General features: G+C 57.4%; 14 protein-coding genes and 1 pseudogene. 11 read left to right on the top strand and 4 right to left on the bottom strand.

The genetic code is table 11. The annotated features are described in order from the left end of the window. The first annotated feature begins 1 nt into the window (after position 1). Genes IPK17_RS02335 through IPK17_RS02300 form a run of 8 tightly spaced genes read left to right on the top strand, consistent with a single transcriptional unit; the run spans position 2 to position 6,788 of the window. Positions 2-349: an STAS domain-containing protein gene (locus tag IPK17_RS02335; protein WP_343416057.1), complete on the top strand. Its 348-nt coding sequence runs from the start codon at positions 2-4 to the stop codon at positions 347-349. Beyond that, positions 346-1,806, top strand: a complete 1,461-nt coding sequence (locus IPK17_RS02330) for a PP2C family protein-serine/threonine phosphatase (RefSeq protein ID WP_343416056.1) — start codon at positions 346-348, stop codon at positions 1,804-1,806. The genes IPK17_RS02335 and IPK17_RS02330 overlap by 4 nt, the downstream gene beginning before the upstream one ends. Continuing rightward, positions 1,803-2,225: an ATP-binding protein gene (locus tag IPK17_RS02325; RefSeq protein ID WP_343416055.1), complete on the top strand. Its 423-nt coding sequence runs from the start codon at positions 1,803-1,805 to the stop codon at positions 2,223-2,225. Before IPK17_RS02330 ends, IPK17_RS02325 begins: the two co-directional genes overlap by 4 nt. Before the next feature lie 12 nt (positions 2,226-2,237). Beyond that, entirely contained in the window at positions 2,238-2,576 is a 339-nt protein-coding gene (locus tag IPK17_RS02320; RefSeq protein WP_343416054.1) for an STAS domain-containing protein, read from the top strand. Then, a complete protein-coding gene (locus IPK17_RS02315; protein ID WP_343416053.1) occupies positions 2,576-2,944 on the top strand; it encodes a response regulator in 369 nt (122 codons plus the stop codon). The genes IPK17_RS02320 and IPK17_RS02315 overlap by 1 nt, the downstream gene beginning before the upstream one ends. Before the next feature lie 3 nt (positions 2,945-2,947). Then, positions 2,948-4,960, top strand: a complete 2,013-nt coding sequence (locus IPK17_RS02310; protein ID WP_343416052.1) for an ATP-binding protein — start codon at positions 2,948-2,950, stop codon at positions 4,958-4,960. A gap of 14 nt (positions 4,961-4,974) precedes the next feature. After that, positions 4,975-5,640 (top strand): hypothetical protein, encoded by a 666-nt coding sequence (locus tag IPK17_RS02305; protein WP_343416051.1) that lies wholly within the window; start codon positions 4,975-4,977, stop codon positions 5,638-5,640. Further along, complete coding sequence (locus tag IPK17_RS02300; protein WP_343416050.1) at positions 5,637-6,788, top strand: acyltransferase; 1,152 nt, start codon at positions 5,637-5,639, stop codon at positions 6,786-6,788. The genes IPK17_RS02305 and IPK17_RS02300 overlap by 4 nt, the downstream gene beginning before the upstream one ends. A gap of 162 nt (positions 6,789-6,950) precedes the next feature. Here the strand turns inward: IPK17_RS02300 and IPK17_RS02295 are convergent, their stop codons facing one another. The 3 genes from IPK17_RS02295 to IPK17_RS02285 form a co-directional block, all read right to left on the bottom strand. Continuing rightward, positions 6,951-7,523 carry a hypothetical protein gene (locus tag IPK17_RS02295; protein WP_343416049.1) on the bottom strand — a complete coding sequence of 191 codons (573 nt, stop codon included), beginning with the start codon at positions 7,521-7,523 and terminating at the stop codon, positions 6,951-6,953. 1 nt (position 7,524) lies between these two features. Beyond that, positions 7,525-8,376, bottom strand: coding sequence for a hypothetical protein (locus IPK17_RS02290; RefSeq protein WP_343416048.1), 852 nt, complete (start codon positions 8,374-8,376; stop codon positions 7,525-7,527). Between the two features lie 1,389 nt (positions 8,377-9,765). Next, a complete protein-coding gene (locus IPK17_RS02285; protein WP_343416047.1) occupies positions 9,766-11,691 on the bottom strand; it encodes a putative glycosyltransferase family protein in 1,926 nt (641 codons plus the stop codon). 325 nt (positions 11,692-12,016) lie between these two features. Here IPK17_RS02285 and IPK17_RS02280 point away from each other — a divergent pair. The 3 genes and pseudogenes from IPK17_RS02280 to IPK17_RS02270 all read left to right on the top strand — a co-directional run. Further along, positions 12,017-12,484, top strand: a pseudogene (locus IPK17_RS02280) (M48 family metallopeptidase); the annotation flags it as partial. Between the two features lie 17 nt (positions 12,485-12,501). Next, complete coding sequence (locus tag IPK17_RS02275) at positions 12,502-13,146, top strand: recombinase family protein (protein ID WP_343416584.1); 645 nt, start codon at positions 12,502-12,504, stop codon at positions 13,144-13,146. Between the two features lie 20 nt (positions 13,147-13,166). Then, positions 13,167-13,916 carry a hypothetical protein gene (locus IPK17_RS02270; protein WP_343416046.1) on the top strand — a complete coding sequence of 250 codons (750 nt, stop codon included), beginning with the start codon at positions 13,167-13,169 and terminating at the stop codon, positions 13,914-13,916. Between the two features lie 183 nt (positions 13,917-14,099). Here the strand turns inward: IPK17_RS02270 and IPK17_RS02265 are convergent, their stop codons facing one another. Next, positions 14,100-17,927, bottom strand: a complete 3,828-nt coding sequence (locus IPK17_RS02265; protein WP_343416583.1) for a PAS domain-containing protein — start codon at positions 17,925-17,927, stop codon at positions 14,100-14,102. Between the last annotated feature and the right edge of the window lie 237 nt (positions 17,928-18,164).

Below are 18,164 nucleotides of genomic sequence, written 5' to 3'. Positions count from 1 at the left end.
ATTGGAACTCAAAGATCGCGTTGCTGGTAGTGTTGAAGTTCTCGTGCTGTCCGGTCGCTTTGATGCGTTTGAAGTCCCCGCTATCATCGGTTGGTTTGATGCTCACGTCTCGGCGGCGGCCTGCCGCGTCGTCATCGATTTGGCCGGAGTCAGCTTCATCGACTCGGCGGCGATGGCCTGCCTGCTGCGGGGTATGAAGCGCTGCCGCGAACAGGGCGGCGACCTCTACCTGTCGCACCTGCAGCAGCCCGTCACCATCATCTTTGAACTGACGCGGTTGGATAAAGCTTTCAACATCTACCCGAGCGAAGCGGATGCCGTCGAAGCTTTGATGGTGGCCAAGCCGTGATTCGTTGGAAACACTTTCGCGCCGAAATCGACACGCTCGCTCGGGCGTGGCTCGACGCCGGCGCGTCTGCATTTGCTTTATGCGAAGACGATCAACTGCTCATGTCTCTGCCGAGAACCTTACCAGCCGAAAACCCCGGTTTGACCGCCACAGCGTCCACTCTCCCCGCCCTCAAAGCTTTGGTGTGGGGGGGCGTCGCACCCGGTCAGGCCGCGCACTTACAAGCGGATGCGCATCTGCTGGCGGCGCTGTTCACGCAGGATCGGGAAGTAGACAGTGTCACGGCGGCGTTGGTCGAGCATCAGGATCAACTGCTCACCCTCTACGATTTGCAGCACACGCTGCGCCCTCATCTCAAGCTGGAGGCTGCCCTGAGCGCCATTGCCGACGCGGCGCGCCAGATGCTGCAGGTCGGCGCGGCGGCGATTCTGTTTAACGATGGCAAGACGCTGCATCGCTTTCACACTGCCGCCTACGAATATTCAGCCGTGCTGGAATCTGTCGCCTTGCAGACGCTGGAACGTGGCACGCATGAACAATACGCGGCGACGTTCTGCCTGCCTATGCAAATACGCGGTGAACTGCGCGCGGTCCTGCTATGGCAGGGGCGTATATTCAATTCGCCCGACATCAAGTTGATGACGGCGGTGGCTGAACAAGCCGCTGCCCATCTGGAAACAGTCGTGTTCTATCGCGAGACGCTGGAGCGTGAGCGGGCGGATCGAGAGATGGAACTGGCGCGTCAGGTGCAGTCGTACCTGCTGCCGCGGCGTGCGCCGACGGTCAGGGGGCTGGATATTTTCGCCAGCTCGATTCCCGCGCTCTCGGTGGGCGGCGACTACTATGACTTTCTGCAGAGTGCCTGCGGCAACCAGCTGTTTGTGGTTGGGGACGTGTCCGGCAAGGGGGTACCTGCCGCGATGATCATGTCGATGCTGCGGTCGGCGCTGCGCAGCGCGGTCGATGCGCTCAAGCTATCCTCGCCGAGCGCGCTGATTGAGCATCTGAGCAACACACTCTACGATGATTTCACGGAAATTGGCGTGTTTGCCACGCTGTTCATCGCGCGGGTTGATCCCGACTGCCCAGAAATCACGATTGCGAACGCCGGGCATTCGCCCGTTTTGTATCATGCTCCCGGAGCCAGTGCCCAGCTATTGGAAGCGGATGGTCTGCCGGTGGGCGCGCTCCCCAGTAACTTCTGTGAAGACCACACCTTGCCGTTTGTCCCCGGTTGCTCGCTGGTAATTGCGACCGATGGTTTCTCCGAAACGTTCGCTCCGTCCGGCGAGATATTCGGCTATGACCGTTTGCTCCATTTAACGGAGAAGACCGCCGCGGTCAGCGCGCAGGACAGCGCCGCGGCATTTTTCGGCGCGGTGCGTTATTTCCGCGATCAACGTCCGCAAGACGATGACCAGACTCTCATGATAATCAAGCGAATGAGTGCTGAATGAACGACGAGCAACCTCTTCTCACCCTCGATATTCAGGCAGTCAATGCCTTCATGGCGGTGATCGGCGTGTGCGTGGAAGAAACGCTCCAGCGCGTCGGCATCACCGTCCAGCAGGATCGCTACAATGTGCAGCTCGCGCTGCATGAGATCGCTGTCAATATTGTGAACCACGCCTATGCAGGCCGGAGCGATGGGCGTATTCGACTGTCTGTTTACTATGCGGCTGAGAGTCGCTGTATGACGTTCGAATTGTTGGATACCGGCACGGGCTTTGACCCGAACGCCGTTGCCGAGCCGGATCTAGACACGCTGCCGGAACATGGTCTCGGCTTGATGCTCGCGTACAGCCTGATGGATCGGGTGGAATACACGTGCGCGGGCACGTTTAACCGGTGGCGCATGATCAAGACATTCAAGTAAGGGAGTAGCGCTATGGAGATGCAGGTTGCCGAACACATCGTTCGGGTCTCGCTCGTCACACTGAAGGGACGTTTGGATATTAACAACGCGCCCGAACTCCGCACCCGGTTGCAGGACCTGTTGAACCAGGGCTTCTACAATTTTGTGCTGGATTTGTCAGAGGTCGCGTTTATGGATAGCGCGATCATGGCCGCCTTCATCAGCCTGCTGAAGAATGCGCGCCTGAAGGAAGGCGATGTGGCTGTCGTCTCACCTCGCAGCGATGACGCCCGCCGCATTTTTCACCTGACCAAATTCGACCGCGTGTTTGTGATGAAAACAACGGTGATCGACGCGTTGAAGGTTTTCTGATGAGCGCGCATATTCTTGTAGTCGATGACAGCGTGGTCGCGCGCCGGATCATCGTACAGATTCTCGAAGCGGCTGGCTATGAGGTGACTGGCGTGACTAGCGGCGCGGAAGCGCCCGCTGTGTTCGAAGCGGAACCCGTGGATCTTGCCATTTTCGATATCGCGATGCCGGATATTGATGGCTTCACCCTGCTGCGCCGGGTGCGCGAATGTCCAACCTACAAGCACATTCCGGTCATCATGCTCACTGCCAGCGGTCGGGACGAAGATGTGCGCACGGCGCGCGAAATGGGCGCGAATTCATTTTTAACGAAGCCCTCCAGTTCGCAGATGATTATGCAAACTGTAGCTGGTCTGTTGGCGGATTAGACGATGAACGTGTTTTTGAACCATCAACTGGGCACGCTGGGACTGACGGCGGATGCTCCGCCGTCGGCGGAAGCGTGGCAGGCATTCCTGCAAGCGGTGGGCGCGACCTATGATTCGGTGAACGCGCATGACCCGATTCCAGTGTACGCTGTCTTCACCTTCTCGCTCGACCAGAGAATCATCGACCTCAACGCGCGGGCTGAACTCCTGATCGGAGTGCCCCGCGAAAAGGTGGTTGGGCTGCCCATTCAAACTTTTGTAAGTACAGCGGAACTCCCGGATCAACAGGAACGCCTCCAGCACCTCATGCACGGTGAGGTGGTGACACCATACGTTCGTTATTTCATCCGTCCGGACGGATCGCGCGTGCCCGGCGAAGTCTGGTTGAGCCTCATTCGTAATGAGGCTGGACTGCCGATTTACATCCAGAGTATCATCCGCGACCTCGGCGAGCAACCGCGTTCCGAAGCGCTCCTGATCAGCGAGCGGCATCTGCTCAATACGCTGGTCGACGCCATCCCCGAGCAGATCTATATCATCGATCAATATGGCCGCTATATCGTGGCAAATCAAGCCTTTGCCGCGGCAACGGGCAAAACTGCACCGAGCGGCGTGCTCGGGCATACCCGCGCTGATTTCTACCCGCCGGATGTCGCTACGCGCTTTGACGATGAAGATGTCGAAATCTTCCGAACGGGCAAACCGATCATCGACAAAGAGGCTGTTATCGTCGCGGGGGATGAACGCGAGTGGTTCACGGTCACCAAAATCCCGCTGCGCAATGATGCTGGCGACTACATCGGTATCGTCGGGATCATTCGCAACGTGACCAAGTTTAAGCAGTTGGAACTGGGTCTGGCGGAGTCTCGTGACCGCGCCTTGGAAAGTGTTCGCCTCAAGTCGGAATTCCTGGCCATGATGAGCCACGAGATTCGCACGCCCATGACGAGCATCCTCGGGTCGGCGGAACTGCTCGGGCTGACGCCGCTGGCGGCGGAGCACAAAGAGCTCGTCGGTATCTTGCACAACGAGACCAAGCATCTGCTCCATATTATCAACGACATCCTCGACTTCTCGAAAATCGAAGCGGGGCGCATTGTGCTCGACCCCGTGGAGATGAGCCTGAACGATGTCGTCAAAAGCGTGCTGGAAGTGGTGAACCCGCGCGCCAAAGACAAGGGAGTCATGCTCAAATGGGAACTGGATCGGTCTCTGCCGCGCGTGCTGGCGGATAAGGTGCGACTCCGGCAGATTCTGCTCAACCTGCTGGATAACGCGGTCAAGTTCACCGCGCAGGGAGAGGTTGAGCTGGTGCTGCAAGTGCTGCAGCGAGAAGGTGACGCCGTTGCCCTGCGCTGCCTGGTGCGCGATACCGGGATCGGCATTCCGGCGGATCAGCTCCCGCACCTGTTCCAGCCGTTCACGCAGGCGGACGGCACGATCACCCGGCGCTATGGCGGCACGGGCTTGGGGTTGGCCATAGTGCGCGGCCTCGTCGAGCAGATGGGCGGCAAAATCGGCGTGGAAAGCATCGTCGGCGAAGGCACGGTCTTCTGGTTTACGCTGCATCTGGGCGTTGCCGCGAAGTCCCCCGTGGCCGAAGTCAAAGCGACCCCCGAACCGAAACCCAAGAGCGTGCGTGTGCTGATCGTCGAAGATGATGCGCCGAATCGGCAGTTGGCGCTCGATATGCTGAGCGCATTGGGCTACAAGGCGGATGCTGTCACCTCGGGCGAAGAAGCGCTGCTCGTATATACCCAGACGTTTCGTCGTCACGATCTCATCCTGATGGACTGCATGATGCCGAAAATGGATGGCTTTGAGACGGCGAGCCGCATTCGCGCGTTGGAAGCTGAGCAAGGGACGGCGCGCGTGCCGATCATCGCAATGACGGCACTGAATCACGCGGACTGGATGGAGCGTTCTAAAGAAGTGGGCATGGACGACTTTGTCAGCAAGCCACTCATCCTGCGTGAACTGAAAAAGTTGCTCACGCGTTGGGCGCCCAAACACTGACACCAGGACAAGGCATGGAGACAACAATTTCGCTGCGCACCGCAGTGCGCGGGTTGGGGATGGCGGTTGGGGTCTACCTGATCGCCAATGTGCTGATGACATTGCTGATTGTGCGCCCGCAGCTCACGGCCATCTCGCCCGATGCGGTCACGGTCACGCCACCCACGTTTGCCGATAATCCGGTGAGCTTGTTCACCGACCCGACGAACTGGGTGAGTCTCGGCGGCAACTGGTCATTTGCTGGCGGGGGTCTGGTGCAGGCGCAAACGGATGGCTACGACTTCGTCTTCCTGAACGGCGTGCAGTACAGCCGCCAGGTGGAGATCACCACGCGCTTCCAGCATGTGACCGGGGTCGGCGCGGGGATCGTGTTTAACGTTCCCAACCGCGAATCGACCGTGGGCGGTCAGCTCGTGCGCTATGTCGATGCGTCCACGCTGGTCTGGGGTTACTTTGACCCGTCACAGGGCTTCGTCGCGCAGGGCTCGCTCGGCATTCCCAACCCGGAGACCAACCCGCACACCCTGACAGTCAAGGTCGGAAACGGCGTGTACTTCATCGAACTGGACGGCTTACCCGTCGCCAATGCCGTGCCGCTGCTCAGCGCTGGCGGCTACCTCGGACTCACCACTTCACTCGCTCAGGTTAGCTTCACAGACTTCACGGTGCGCTCGTCATGAAAGCCATGAACAACGTTATTGCGCTGGATCCCCCGGTCGCCGCGCCGGATGCTCCGATCAGTGCTGCGCCTGCGGTCGCTCGTACCAAGGCGAGCGCCGCGGAGCGCCTGCTCTACATCGAACCGATCCGCGTGTACGCCATGTCGCTGGTGGTGTTCATCCACGTCGCCGCGATTCTCGCGCCGCACTATAACACCATCTCGCTCACCGATTGGTGGACATCCAACTTCTATCATGCACTGTCGAAGGGCGGCCCGCCGATCTTCACCATTGTGAGCGGCGCGCTTCTGCTCGGCATCTCGAAAGATCAGCCGCTGGGCGTGTTCTTCAAGAAGCGCTTCCTCAAAGTGTTGATCCCGTTTCTCGGGTGGGCGGCGGTGTATCTGGCGTGGCGCGTCGTCTTTCGCGGCGAACCGCTCGCGCCGCAGGATATGCTTCGCTTGCTGCTCGGCGGCGTGGTCTACGATCACCTGTGGTTCATCAAGATGATCCTCGGGCTGTATCTGGCGACGCCCGTGCTGCGCGTATACGTGCAGAGCGCCACCCGTGCCAACCTGCGCTACTTCCTGATTGTGTGGTTTGTCGCGTGGACGCTCTTGCCGACGATTTCGCGCCTCCTGAATATGCAGATCAACCTCGATCTCGTCGTCATGACCAACTATGTCGGTTACTTCATCGGCGGGTACTACCTGCGTGATGTGTTCCTGAAACCGAAGCAGATTCTGCCGACGCTGCTGATCGTCGTCGGGGCACTGCTGTTCACGCAGTACAGCACCTACGCGCTAACAATGGCGAAAGACGGTCAGCTTGACGATTTCTTCCTGAATAATCAGGGCTTCAACATGGTGATCGTCTCGGCGGGGATGTTCCTGTTCCTCAAGAGCCTGCCATGGGCAGATATCTACGCGCGTTTCCCGCGTTTTCAGAAGGTCGTGCTGTATCTGGCGTCGTGCAGCCTCGGCGTGTACTTCGTCCACATGCTGATCATGGAACTGCTCGGCAGCGGCAAGCTTGGCTTCGTCATCGACAGCTACACGCTCGGCACGCTGATCGGCATTCCGCTCACCGCCGTGCTGACGTTCGTGCTCTCGGTCGGCGTTGTCACTGTGATCAAGCGCATCCCCGGGCTGAAGCTGTTCGTGCCGTAGGTCTGACCTCACCCCCAGCCCCTCTCCGAAAATAGGAGAGGGGAGACAAAATTGTTGCCAAACCGAGTGTGTTTTCGTAGGGACGCGATTTATCGCGTCCGCGGGCGAGTGGAGCGGCTTTAGTGGCTGCGCTTTAAGCACGCTCAGACCTCGTCTTTAGGATTACACCGCGTAATCCACGCTGATTGACCGGATGCGCCAGTAGCCGTTATCGAGCGTGAGGATCACGGCGGCGCTGGCTGTGAACGTGAGCGTTTCGCCGTCCAGCGTTTGCGTGATCTGAAAATCGAGATCGTCGAGCGCGGCGACTGTGCCATCGTCGGCGAAGAAGCGCAGGCGCAGTTGATGCCCACTCGTGGACTGGTGCAGCTTGCCGTTTGGTTCGATGTGCAGCTGCTCGTAGGCACCGCCTGCCCAGTAGGTTGTCAAATCGTCGGCGTTGCCCGTGAGGTAAGCGCGTTCCAGCGCGCTCCACGCGTTCCAGTACGCGGCGATCAGTTCTTCGCGCTGCGCCACCGTCGGCGTGTGACCGGTATCGCCTAAATCGTCCAGCCACAACACCTGATCCGAGTAGGGCAAGCGCAGTTCCGCGCCGTGAAAGATCGATGCGGGGTTCGCCCCTTCCTGAAACGAGGCGATGAACGTGCTCAAGCCGCGCAGCGCGACCAGCCCAAGCACGGCGAGCACCGGAGCGGCGGCGAGGAAGATGATCAGCTTGGCACGGCGCTTGGACATGCTAGCAGGCTCCCAAGCGCATCCGGCTCGAAACGACATTTCCGGTCAGGGCTTGATACGTGCCCGCTCGCGCCGGGATTTCTAGCGTCGCCTGCCCGTTGACGACGGACGCCGAACCCCTACCATCTTCCCAAGCGAACGTGACCAGTGTGCCATCAATGACAGGTTCGCGGTGCGAGTCGGTCACACGCGCAGTGAGTGTCAGCACATCGCGTCCGTCGGTCTGTTCGAGGCAGCGCATCGAGGTGTGCAGCAGAATGTACTGTGCCTCCCCGGGAACTTGCCTCAGTTCGAACGTATCGGTCGCCGCATCGACATTCATGGTCAGCAGTACGCGCCCCGGTTCGCCGCCGCTCGGCAGCCATGTCCAGAACAGGCCGCTCGCATAGCGCAGCGGATACGACTCGCTGTCAGCAGCCGGGTAATCGGCGGTGATGGTGGCGCGCAGCCAGTGCTCGATCAGATTGCCCCATGCATCTTCGACCAGCGCGATCACAATGCCTTGGCCTTCGCCATAGGCGGGCAGATTGTTGGCGGTCGTCAAGGCTTGCAGCGTCTCGGCGGGGGCGGGCTGCACGATCAACGCATGGCGCACCTGCTGATCGCCGAAGCGCACGATCACGACGCCCGCGCCCGCGCTGGCAACCGGGCCGACGTCCCACCGCGCGATCCCACCGGAGCCGAGTGTGAGTTCGGCGTCGTAACGGCGCAATCCCGTGATGAGGGTGGTGTCCGCTTTGGTACCGGCCGCCGCGCCATCGATGATCACGGTGAGTGACCACTCATCACCCGCATTGATCGTCCACGGCGCATCCGGCGTGATCACGGTCGGCGTGTCCTGTGCAGCAATCAAGTGTGTCGATAGGACTCCAACCAGCAGGAGGATGAGAATCGTTGGTGCAAGACATGCTTTGCCCCTACAGACTTTGGGTGTGGGCCAGAGCCTCATCATCGCGTGAACCCGTAGGGCAGCAGATAGATTGGCGCGGTGATGGTATCGGGCTGGACCCAGTCGGCTAGGCGCGGTCCGTCCACAGTCACCGGAATGTCCAGCGTTTCCAAGTCGTCCGGCACGGCGGGCAGATCAAAAATCAGCTGATCATCCGGCGGGATCGAGAGTTCGAGCGTGTAGCCGTCGACCCACGTCAGGTTCTGATCATCGTCCATGTACGCGATCAGCACGCGTGGTACGTCAACCATCGTCGCGCCGGTGTTGTACAGCTCGTTTGGACCGATCAGCGTGAGCTGGCGGGACAGGTTGTAGGGGGTGGGGACGCCGCGAATGTTCAGTTCGACCGACGCTATCGTCTCAATCTCCATCAGTTCGCTTCCCTCCGCGCCGAAGAAGTCAACGCGGTACGGTGTCGTTTCGCCGGGCAGCAGTTGATGGAGCTGCACGTCCATCGTGTTAGTTTCGGCGAGGCGTTCGTTGTGTTCGCCGCGCAAAATCGCGGTGATAGTCACGTCCGCCGGGTAGGGATCGCGGTTCGTCACCCAGCCAATCACGCTGATCATGCCGTAGAAGCGCCCCTCGCGGTTGGCGTCGATGCCGGTGGGCAGAAAGCCGACCAGTTCTTCGGGGCGATAGACGACGGTTGCTGGGCTGGCGCTCACCAACGAGCGGTCAATGACGCCGCGTGTGAGCGCTGTTTCGTCCAGAGTGCCGAGCGGTAAATTCTGGAACCAGTCGGTGGTCGGCGCGGCGACGAACGTTTCGCGTGGGCGCGGTGGCGCTTCCTCATCAAATTGGATGCGCCAGCCTTCCGGCGTCAAGTTGAGCTGATAGCTGACTTCCTGCGGGTATGTGCCGAGCGCGGTCACCCATTCGGCGGTTACGTTGGCTTGCACATGCGTCGCGTCGATCGGTGTGATGGTTGTGTACAGGTTGTCGAGCTTGGCGAACGATGCCACCAGCCCGCCGCGCAGCGACAGCCAGCGCAGGTATTCTTCGCGCGTCAGGTTGGTGTCGAGATACGCGTAGCTGTCGCTGAAGCGCTTGAAGTCGATGGCGTCGTAGTAGTCGAGCAGCACGCGCTCTGGCGCATACGCGGTGCGGCGGAAGGTCAGGAAGCCGACCATGACGATCGCGGCGACGAGCGCCAGCAAACCGAGGCCATAGATGACGCGGTGCGGCAGCGGTTTGATGTTGATGCGCGGAAAGAGGCGCCGCACAATTTTGATCCAGAACTGCCAATCGCCGCCGGGTTCGGGGGCTTGACCGGGCGCATCGAACAGCCAGTCGTTAATGAGCTTGATGCGGCGCACCCGGTCGAGCAGGCCAGAACGCCAGCGGATGCCGGGGACGATCAGCGTGGTCACGATGAACACGATCAGCGTAATGACGATGCTGCCGACCGGGAGAATGCCCCACATCATGCGCTGCCACGTCGGGTAGACCTGCACCGGATCGACGAGGCAGCGGCGGCACGTCTGAGCGTTCCCACACGATTACATCGTTGTCGAGGCGGCCCAAGCGATGCCAGCCGGAGAAATACAGCAGCGGATCGTAAAAGGCGTCATTCGAGAACACATATTTGAGGTTGTAGCGCTGCGGATTGGTCAAGAACTGCTGCAAACTGCCTAAGCCGGGAATGCCCGTGAACTTCGCGCCGTCCAATCGTTCGACGGGCGTGCTCGTCATTTCTGGCAGGCGGCGCGCGCTGTGATAATTGCCTTCCACGTTGAGGGCGGTCGTCTGCGCGGAGAGCCACGCCATTTGATCGCCGAGGCCGAGCGTCAGGTAGCGCCAATGATCGTGGTTGTCTTTGGCGAGAAATTCCACAATCGGCGTCATATCGAGCGGCGCGGGTTGGAACTTGCGGAACTGCGTCAGGTTGGCCGTGAACAGCGCCACCGCGATCAATGCGCCGAAATATACACTGATGAACCCGATGCGCCACCACGCGCCAAAATGCGCCGCGATCCACGCGCCGAGCCGCCCATGCACGAGGCTTTCCACGAACTGCCCGGCGAATGGCAAGATCAGAATCGTTGACCAGAAAGTGAAGCGATCCAGTGTTAGGATGTAGTACGCGCCTTTGAGCAGGAAGGCGGGCAGCGGCGTCGTGCCGCCTGTGCCGAGGAAGGCGCAGCCCGCAAACGATGCAGCGAGAATCCAATTCCGCGAGCCGAAGCCCTTATACAGCGCATAGGGGAAGGCGATGAGCTGCACACCCCACGGCACGAGGAAGAACATCAGGCCAGCGGCGCTGTTGACGATGAAGCTGTCGCGGCTGGCGTGCGGAATGCTGATTTGTGTGATCGGGTCGCTTTTGCTCCACAGCCAGTAGGGCAGCACCGTGATCACAAGGATCAGAATCAGGCCGACGCCGAACACGCCCGTTCGCGCCAGCGTTGGGAAGACGCGGCGCACCCGGCGCACACCCCACCGGAACAAAGTGTGTAGGGAAACCCGTTCGTCCGCGCGTTCCCCTTCGTCGGCGCGCGGGGTGCGAAACATCAACAGCAGAATCGTCGCGATGATCGGACCGCTAAAAAACACCATGCCGAACAGCGTGGTCACGTGATGCCCCGCCGCCGCGATCATCAGCATAGCCCACCCGCGAATCAGATCGCGCAGGCGGGCGTCTTTCAGCCACGACCAGATGAACGGCAGCGCGTTGAGCATCACGCCCATGACGAACATAGTCGGCAGTTGACCGAAGACGTGCACCGTCTCCGCGATGCTGCTGCTGAAGGCGGTGAGCAGCGCGGCATAGCCTGCGGCGCGCTCGTTGATCCACAGGCGGCTGAAGCGGTACACACCGAGCGTGGTCGTCAGCGAGGAGGTGAGCATCACGGCGACGAAGCCCGTCGTCAGGTTGCCCGTGAGCTTGGCGATCAAGCCGATCAACTGGTGGGTGAGCGGCGGATAGCTCACCAGTGTGAAGCCGGTGTACCAGCGCGTATCCCACAGGCTGAACCAGTCGCGGCGGTAGTGGTCGCCGAAGAAGATGTGCACATAGGCGTCATAAGTGCCTCGGTAGCTCCCGGCCAGCAGCAGCGCGCCGTGAAAGAACAGCGCGACCACCAGCGCGACAAGCAGCCAGCGCTGGCGAGTGAGAAGATTAACGATGGGACGAGGCAGATTCATCACGTTGTCAGGGAAGTTGATCGAACTAAGGCGACGGGCGGCGATCGAACTCCATTTGTAGTCATAATAAGCCATTCTCGGCTCGTCAAAGCGTAGAGTTTCATCAGCAGCGTGGTGGTAGGCTGGAACCAATGCTTCATCTATTATTAGGGCTAGAAAGCCTGCTGTCGCAGTGATTTGCTTGTTCGCAAACAAGATTATAATGTGTCAACCTTGAACCATAATTAAGCTGGCTCTTTGTCAAATGAAAAACTTTGGACGGCCTGCGTGAAGTGGATAATCCGCACTTTGTATGAAGTATCGACTGAAGATTCTGCTGCTTCTTTAGGGATCAGTCTAACGTTTTACATAAATTGCAAATGAATCACTTTATCGGGGGTAGACCAGTAGTGAAGCGTACTGCTATCTTGGTCGCCAACCTCGTTTGAAGGTAGTCGAACCCTCTGTACCACGAGCGACTCGGTCGCGCACAACCTTATCCGTTGAAATCAGCAAGCCGATCTTGCCAATTGCTCTTGCACATTGTGTCGATTATTGGTTCGATGTTCAGGCATCCCGGGTGTTTGCCGAGCGATTGCGTATTTGTTTCGCTCGTATCAGTCACTGGGGAGTACCAGTCCCTAAGCTGGTGGTGCGTTCCATGAAGGCTCGCTGGGGTAGTTTGACGGCAAAAGGCACTCTATCGCTGAATCGCAAGATTATCCAAGCACTCGTCGAACTGATCGACTTTGTGATTTTGCATGAGCTCTGCTTTCTGCGCGAAATGAACCACAAAGCCGCATTCTACGCACTCCTAGATCAGGTGCTCCCGAATTGGCGAGACCATCGTCAGCAGCTCAACACTACGACTTCATTTGAACAGAACTAGTACTTCGAAAATCTCACCTGTCCGCTCCTACCGAGCTCTGGCGCTGCCTAGCAGCAGCGCCGCATCGCGTTCGCGATGCCGACCAACCCCGCCGCAATGCAGCATTCTATTCCAAGAATCTGAGTACTGAGACAAAACGCGGCAAACGGCATCGTGCGGTAAATGGCGAATACAACGGAAGTATCGCTCCGCTGGGCTATGATCTTGTAATTGCTGCAAATGCGACATCAGATCGGCGTCCTGGACTACATGTCAATCATTGTGCGGTTGCGCTCGTTCGGCGTGCATTCAGATTGTATTCCACTGGGGAGTTTAGCGATGCGGATATGGCCGCGTGGTTGCATGAGCGTCCCTACATTCAGTCTCTTCGGCAAGGGCAGAAACCCATCAACAAAGAGATGATGCGTGAACTGCTTCAGAACCGGACCTACACGGGGCGAGTCCCACACACCGACACCATATACAAAAAGACGTTGGGGCAGGGCAAGATGTCTCGACGTAATCGAACAGAATGGTTTGAAGGCAAGCATCAAGGTTTTGTCTCTGATGAGCTGTTTGACGAATGTCAGGCCGTTCAACGCTACCGCAAGACAGTCGGCGACATGCACACTCACATCCTATATGATCGCGTATTCTGCGCGCGAATATGCCGCATGGATTAGTCCACGAGAACTACGGACGTATGCGACCGTACTTCCATAGACAGAACCACGTCGCCTACTATCATTGCATTGCCCACATTCAGGGCTACAAGCCTTGTGGAGAGAGTGTTGTCCAAGAGAACGAACTGAATAGCCAAATCGTCGCGATTCTCTCGGATCTTCAAATCCCCTCTGATTACCAAGAGAAGATTGAACACGCTGTGCGCAACAAAATCGAGAACGCGGCGGCGCTGGAGCGAATGGAGGAAATAAATGAAATTATCGAGCGCATTGATTTTCGGTGGGATATGGGCAGGCTGGAGAAAGACGAATATCTCGAAAAGCGCCAGCAGCTTGAACAAGAGATGGAGTCGCTGCGACCGCTTGATTATGACAGCCTCACCGAAGCCGCTGACTTGCTCGGCAACTTCCGTCTTTACTGGAGCGAATGCGACACTGTAGACAACCCGCTTGAGGCGAAAAAGCAGTTGATCGCCAAAATTGTCGATCGAATCTTTGTCTACGACGATAAAGTAATTGCGATCGTACTGCATGGCGACTTCGCGCTCGTAGTAGGGGAAAACAAAATAGCGCCCCTCGAAGTGAGGAACGCTATCCAGTCGACTTTACAGAGTGCTGGCACATCTGTAATAAATAGTCAATTCGGAGACGACGGGGTTTGTATACGACCGTGTACAATCTACGTCTGGTTCCTCCACATAAGCAAGAATGGCGCAAAAGTGCGTGTATTGCATTTAAAATGTGAGTGGTTGAGAAAGCGTGAAACATAACAGGTACAATCAGCGAGCTGAATCGAAAGTAAAACTGCAGAGGTACCTGTGTAGCGTTCTTGTGACAAAGGGTGACAACCAAGCTCGCAAAATACGAATAGGACGACCAGAACGTCGTCTATGGAACGCCAAGGAGAAGCCACAGATCGCGGGAAGTATTGCCGAAATAAGCCTTCTGGTAGACTAGGATGTCATCTGCACGAGCAGCGTGAGTTTGAAGCATGATCCTTGCCCGATCTCGCTGCTAACGCTGATTGTCCCCCCATGCTGCTCGATAATGCGCTTTGCGATGGCCAAGCCCAGACCAAAACCCGGTGTAGTGTGTGCTTCATCATGCCGCCAGAACATGTCAAATACGTACGGTAAATCCGCCTCAGCGATCCCGCAGCCCGTATCGTTGATTTCTACCAGTATATGATCATCGACTGCCTGGACGTTGACCCTAATCGTTCCCTCAGCCGGGGTAAAGCGATACGCATTCTCCAACAGCTCGTGGAACGCCTGATTCAGGTAGTGACCATAGCCCATGATCAAGGGGAGATCGGCTTGAATGTCAAGTTGAAGGGAAGGCTGACCGCGATATCGGTCTTCAAGAACACGACATTCTGTGCGCACCGCGCTGCTGACATCCACAGAAGCAACCTCGGCACTGCCGACGCTTTCCACTTTCATGATTAGCACAAGCGATTGCAGCAAGTGGTTGATTCGATCGATTTCGCCTTCCATTTGCTTGGCTTTGAGCGCGCGGCGTTCCGCATCGTTGGAGCGCGCTAACAGATAGAGGCCTGTGCCAATGGTTGAAAGTGGCGTGCTGAATTCATGCACCGCCTCCTGAAAGAAGCGCGTGAGCATCGCTAGGCGGTCTTTTTCCAACCGCAGTCGGTACTCGACTTCTTCCATCCGTTTGCGCTCCGTGATATCGCGCGCTACGACAACCGTACCGAGGTATGTGCCGTCAGTCCCATATTTGAAACGCGCGTGATCTTCACGCCAGAAGTAGTGCCCATCTTTGTGTCGTGTTCGGTAACTATAGGTCAAGGTCTCCGCATGGCTGCAGATTGCGTTCCGCAGTGCAGCGACGGTCGCCTCGCGGTCTTCGGGGTGGAGGACGTCGGTGAGGCGGTGTGGGTCGCGGGTCAAACTCTCGCCATCGGTGTAGCCATACTGGCGATCATAACTAGGCGAGACGTAAAGTGGACGGCTCGCGGCATCAAAGATGATGATGCCATCTGACATGTTTTCCGCAATCGCGCGGAATTTCTCTTCGCTCTCGCGCAGTGCTTGTTCCATTTGGTAACGTTCGGTGATGTCCTGGCCGATGCCAAGGCTGCGCCCGTCCGATAAGGGCACATTCCACCATGAAGTTCGCAAGCGCCCGTGATGTTTAGTCATCACTTCGAAATCACGCCAGCCCTGAAGACCAGAGAGCATGTACTCAAGCGCCTGTCGTCGCTCCGCCACATCTGGGAAGAACAAGATCAGCGGATCGCCAATAGCTTGAACCTCCTTTAATGACCAGCCTAAGCGATCACACCAGAAGGGGTTGGCGTATTCAATAACGCCTGTCTGATCATACAGGCTGATCATGATGGGAATATGGTCAGCAATTGTCCGCAGGCGTTCTTCGCTTTGCGCGAGGGCCCATTCGGCCTGTTTGCGTTCGGTGATGTTCCGATTCATGATGGCGACGCCATCACCCACGCGCGTCACCTGATGGCGATACCAGCCTGATGCCAGGTAGCCGGGTGGAACTTCGTATTCCTCGTCGAGTGGTTCGCTCGTCTCGACGACGCGTTTATAGCGCTCAAAAAAGCCATTGGTGCGGTTGATTGGGAAGTGCTCACAGATCAAGCTGCCGACGAGTTCGCCTTCAGGAAGTCTCATTTCGCGTAGCGCGTTGCCATTTACCTGTACAATCCGAAAGTCGATAATCTCATGCCTAACGTCGCGCACACTTTCCAGCAGGTAGTAGGCTTCCATACTGGATTCGAGGGCGGCGTGGTAGCGGGTTTCGCTCAATTCGAGCGCTTGTTCAGCTTGTTTGCGCGCGCTTACGTTGCGCGAAACAATGTGTGCGCCAAGGTAGTCTCCCGTGGGCGAATAGTTTAAGGTCGCCCGATCTTCGCTCCATATATAGTGCCCATCTTTGTGGCGGAGGCGGCGCTCAATGCTGACGGTCGTCGCTTGCTCAGCCACGGCAGCGCGGAGATGCGTGATGATGCGAGAACGATCCTCTGGATGATTTAATTCTGCTACCGATTCGGGCGTCAGCGCGAGTAATTCGTCCGTGCTGTACCCGAGCATACTTTCTTGCGCTGGGGAAACGTACAGAATCTGCTGTTTCGCGTTCACTACATAAATCGCGTCCGAGGTATGCTCGGCAATCAGGCGGTACTTGGCTTCGCTCTCCCGCAGCGCACCTTCCATTTGCTTACTTTCGGTGATATCGATGTGCGTACCGAACATGCGCTTGGGGCGGCCGTCTTCCGTCCATTCCGTGACACAGCCGCTGTCCAATACCCACACCCAATGCCCGGCTTTGTGCCTCATCCGGGCTTCGCATCGATACTGCTTGGTTTGACCAGCAAAATGTGCTTGCAATCGCTGATTTGAGAAGTCCAAATCATCAGGATGGGCGAGATCGCTCCAAGTTTGGATGGTGGTTGGCAGCAGTTCGGGCAGGGTATAACCGATAATTTCGGCCCACCGCTCATCGAAGACTACGTGCCCGGTTTGAATCTCCCATTCCCAAGTTCCAGCGAATGTGCCTTGCAACGCTAAACGCGTTCGCTCTTCACTCTCCCGCAAACTGACTTCCAGACGCTTACGTTCGGTGATGTCGCGCACTACACTCTGAAAGTGTACGGGGTTGCCTTGGCTGTTGTGGACCAACTCAATATTAATTTCGGTGTAGATGGGAGTGCCATCTTTGTGCCGGAAGGTGCGTTCGTAGGGGGCAATCCGCTCTCCTTGAAGTAAGCGCGCGAAGATTTTGTGGGTTTCGTTCTGCTCATTGGACACGATCAGCTCACGAAATGACAGATCCTGCAGCTCTGCCACCGCGTAACCAAACAGATTTGCTGCCCGCTGATTCACCCGCTTGTGGTGACCTTCAAGGTCGATAATGAAGACTGCGTCATTCGACTGCTCGAACAGGGCTTGATACTCCAGCGCTGCCTGCCGTTTACCAGTGACATCGACAACGACCGAATACAAACGCCGCCCATCAGGGCTGTCAACCGGACTGGAATATACTTCCACATCCCGAATTTCTCCGGAGGCGAGGCGATGCCTAAATTCAAAATACGTACGTTCGCGCGTTAGAGCGCGCTTCATCTGCTCCTGGATGTCCGTTTCGGGCAGCGTGTTCAGATCGGAAATCCGCATTCTCTGCAGCTGTTCCCGCGTATACCCGTAAAACTTGAGGGCTGCGGAGTTTGCGTCTTTGATGCTCCCTGTTTCCGGATCGAGCACCAGTTTGATCGCCGTGTTGCTTTCGAACATCTGGTGGTAACGGCGTTCGCTGTGTTCCAGTGCGCGTAGGGCTTCTTCCTGGACGGTAACATCTTTTTGCATTCCCACAAAGTAATTGAGCACACCCTGTGGATCACAAATCGGCACAACCTGCACTTCATTCCAAAAGGCACTGCCATCTTTGCGATAATTCCGCACGACGACGGAACAAGCCTCGCCGTGCTCGATGGCTGCCCGCATGACCACAGCTCCCGGCTGATTGTGTTCCGTCCCTTGAAGAAAGCGACTGTTCCTGCCCAGGACTTCAGCAGAACTGAACCCGGTCAGTTTGACGAAAGCATGATTCACATAGAGGATTGGTTGAGCGGGCTGTTTCGCATCGACCAGCATCATGCCATACGGGCTGTTGTCCAGAATTTGCTGCTGGATCCAAAGCAGATCTAAAGGTTGCTCAGCGCGAGCAGGGGCAAAGAACTGCTTAACGAAACGCTGTAATTGAGCAATGAACTGCGACAAGCGGACTGCAAGGGGAAGCATAAAGTCCACCCAAGTAGGTGCCTCCAGTAATTTCTATCACGGTTGAGGTCATGAGCTGGAGGGGGAGAGGCAAAACTCTATTTCGATCATAAGTGTACATCTGAATTCGAATTCGGCATACTGCATACGCATTCAGACCTCAGTAATCTTCCAAGCAAGAGCAGTGCAATATGGTCGAGCCGAGACGGCACGTTGAGCGTCCGTTACCGTCAGCCGCAGAAGGCATTCTGCCGGAAT

It is taken from the genome of Candidatus Flexifilum breve (assembly GCF_016713355.1).
The sequence above is the reverse complement of the archived record's forward strand: the minus strand, read 5'-3'. Positions and strand labels throughout refer to the sequence as shown.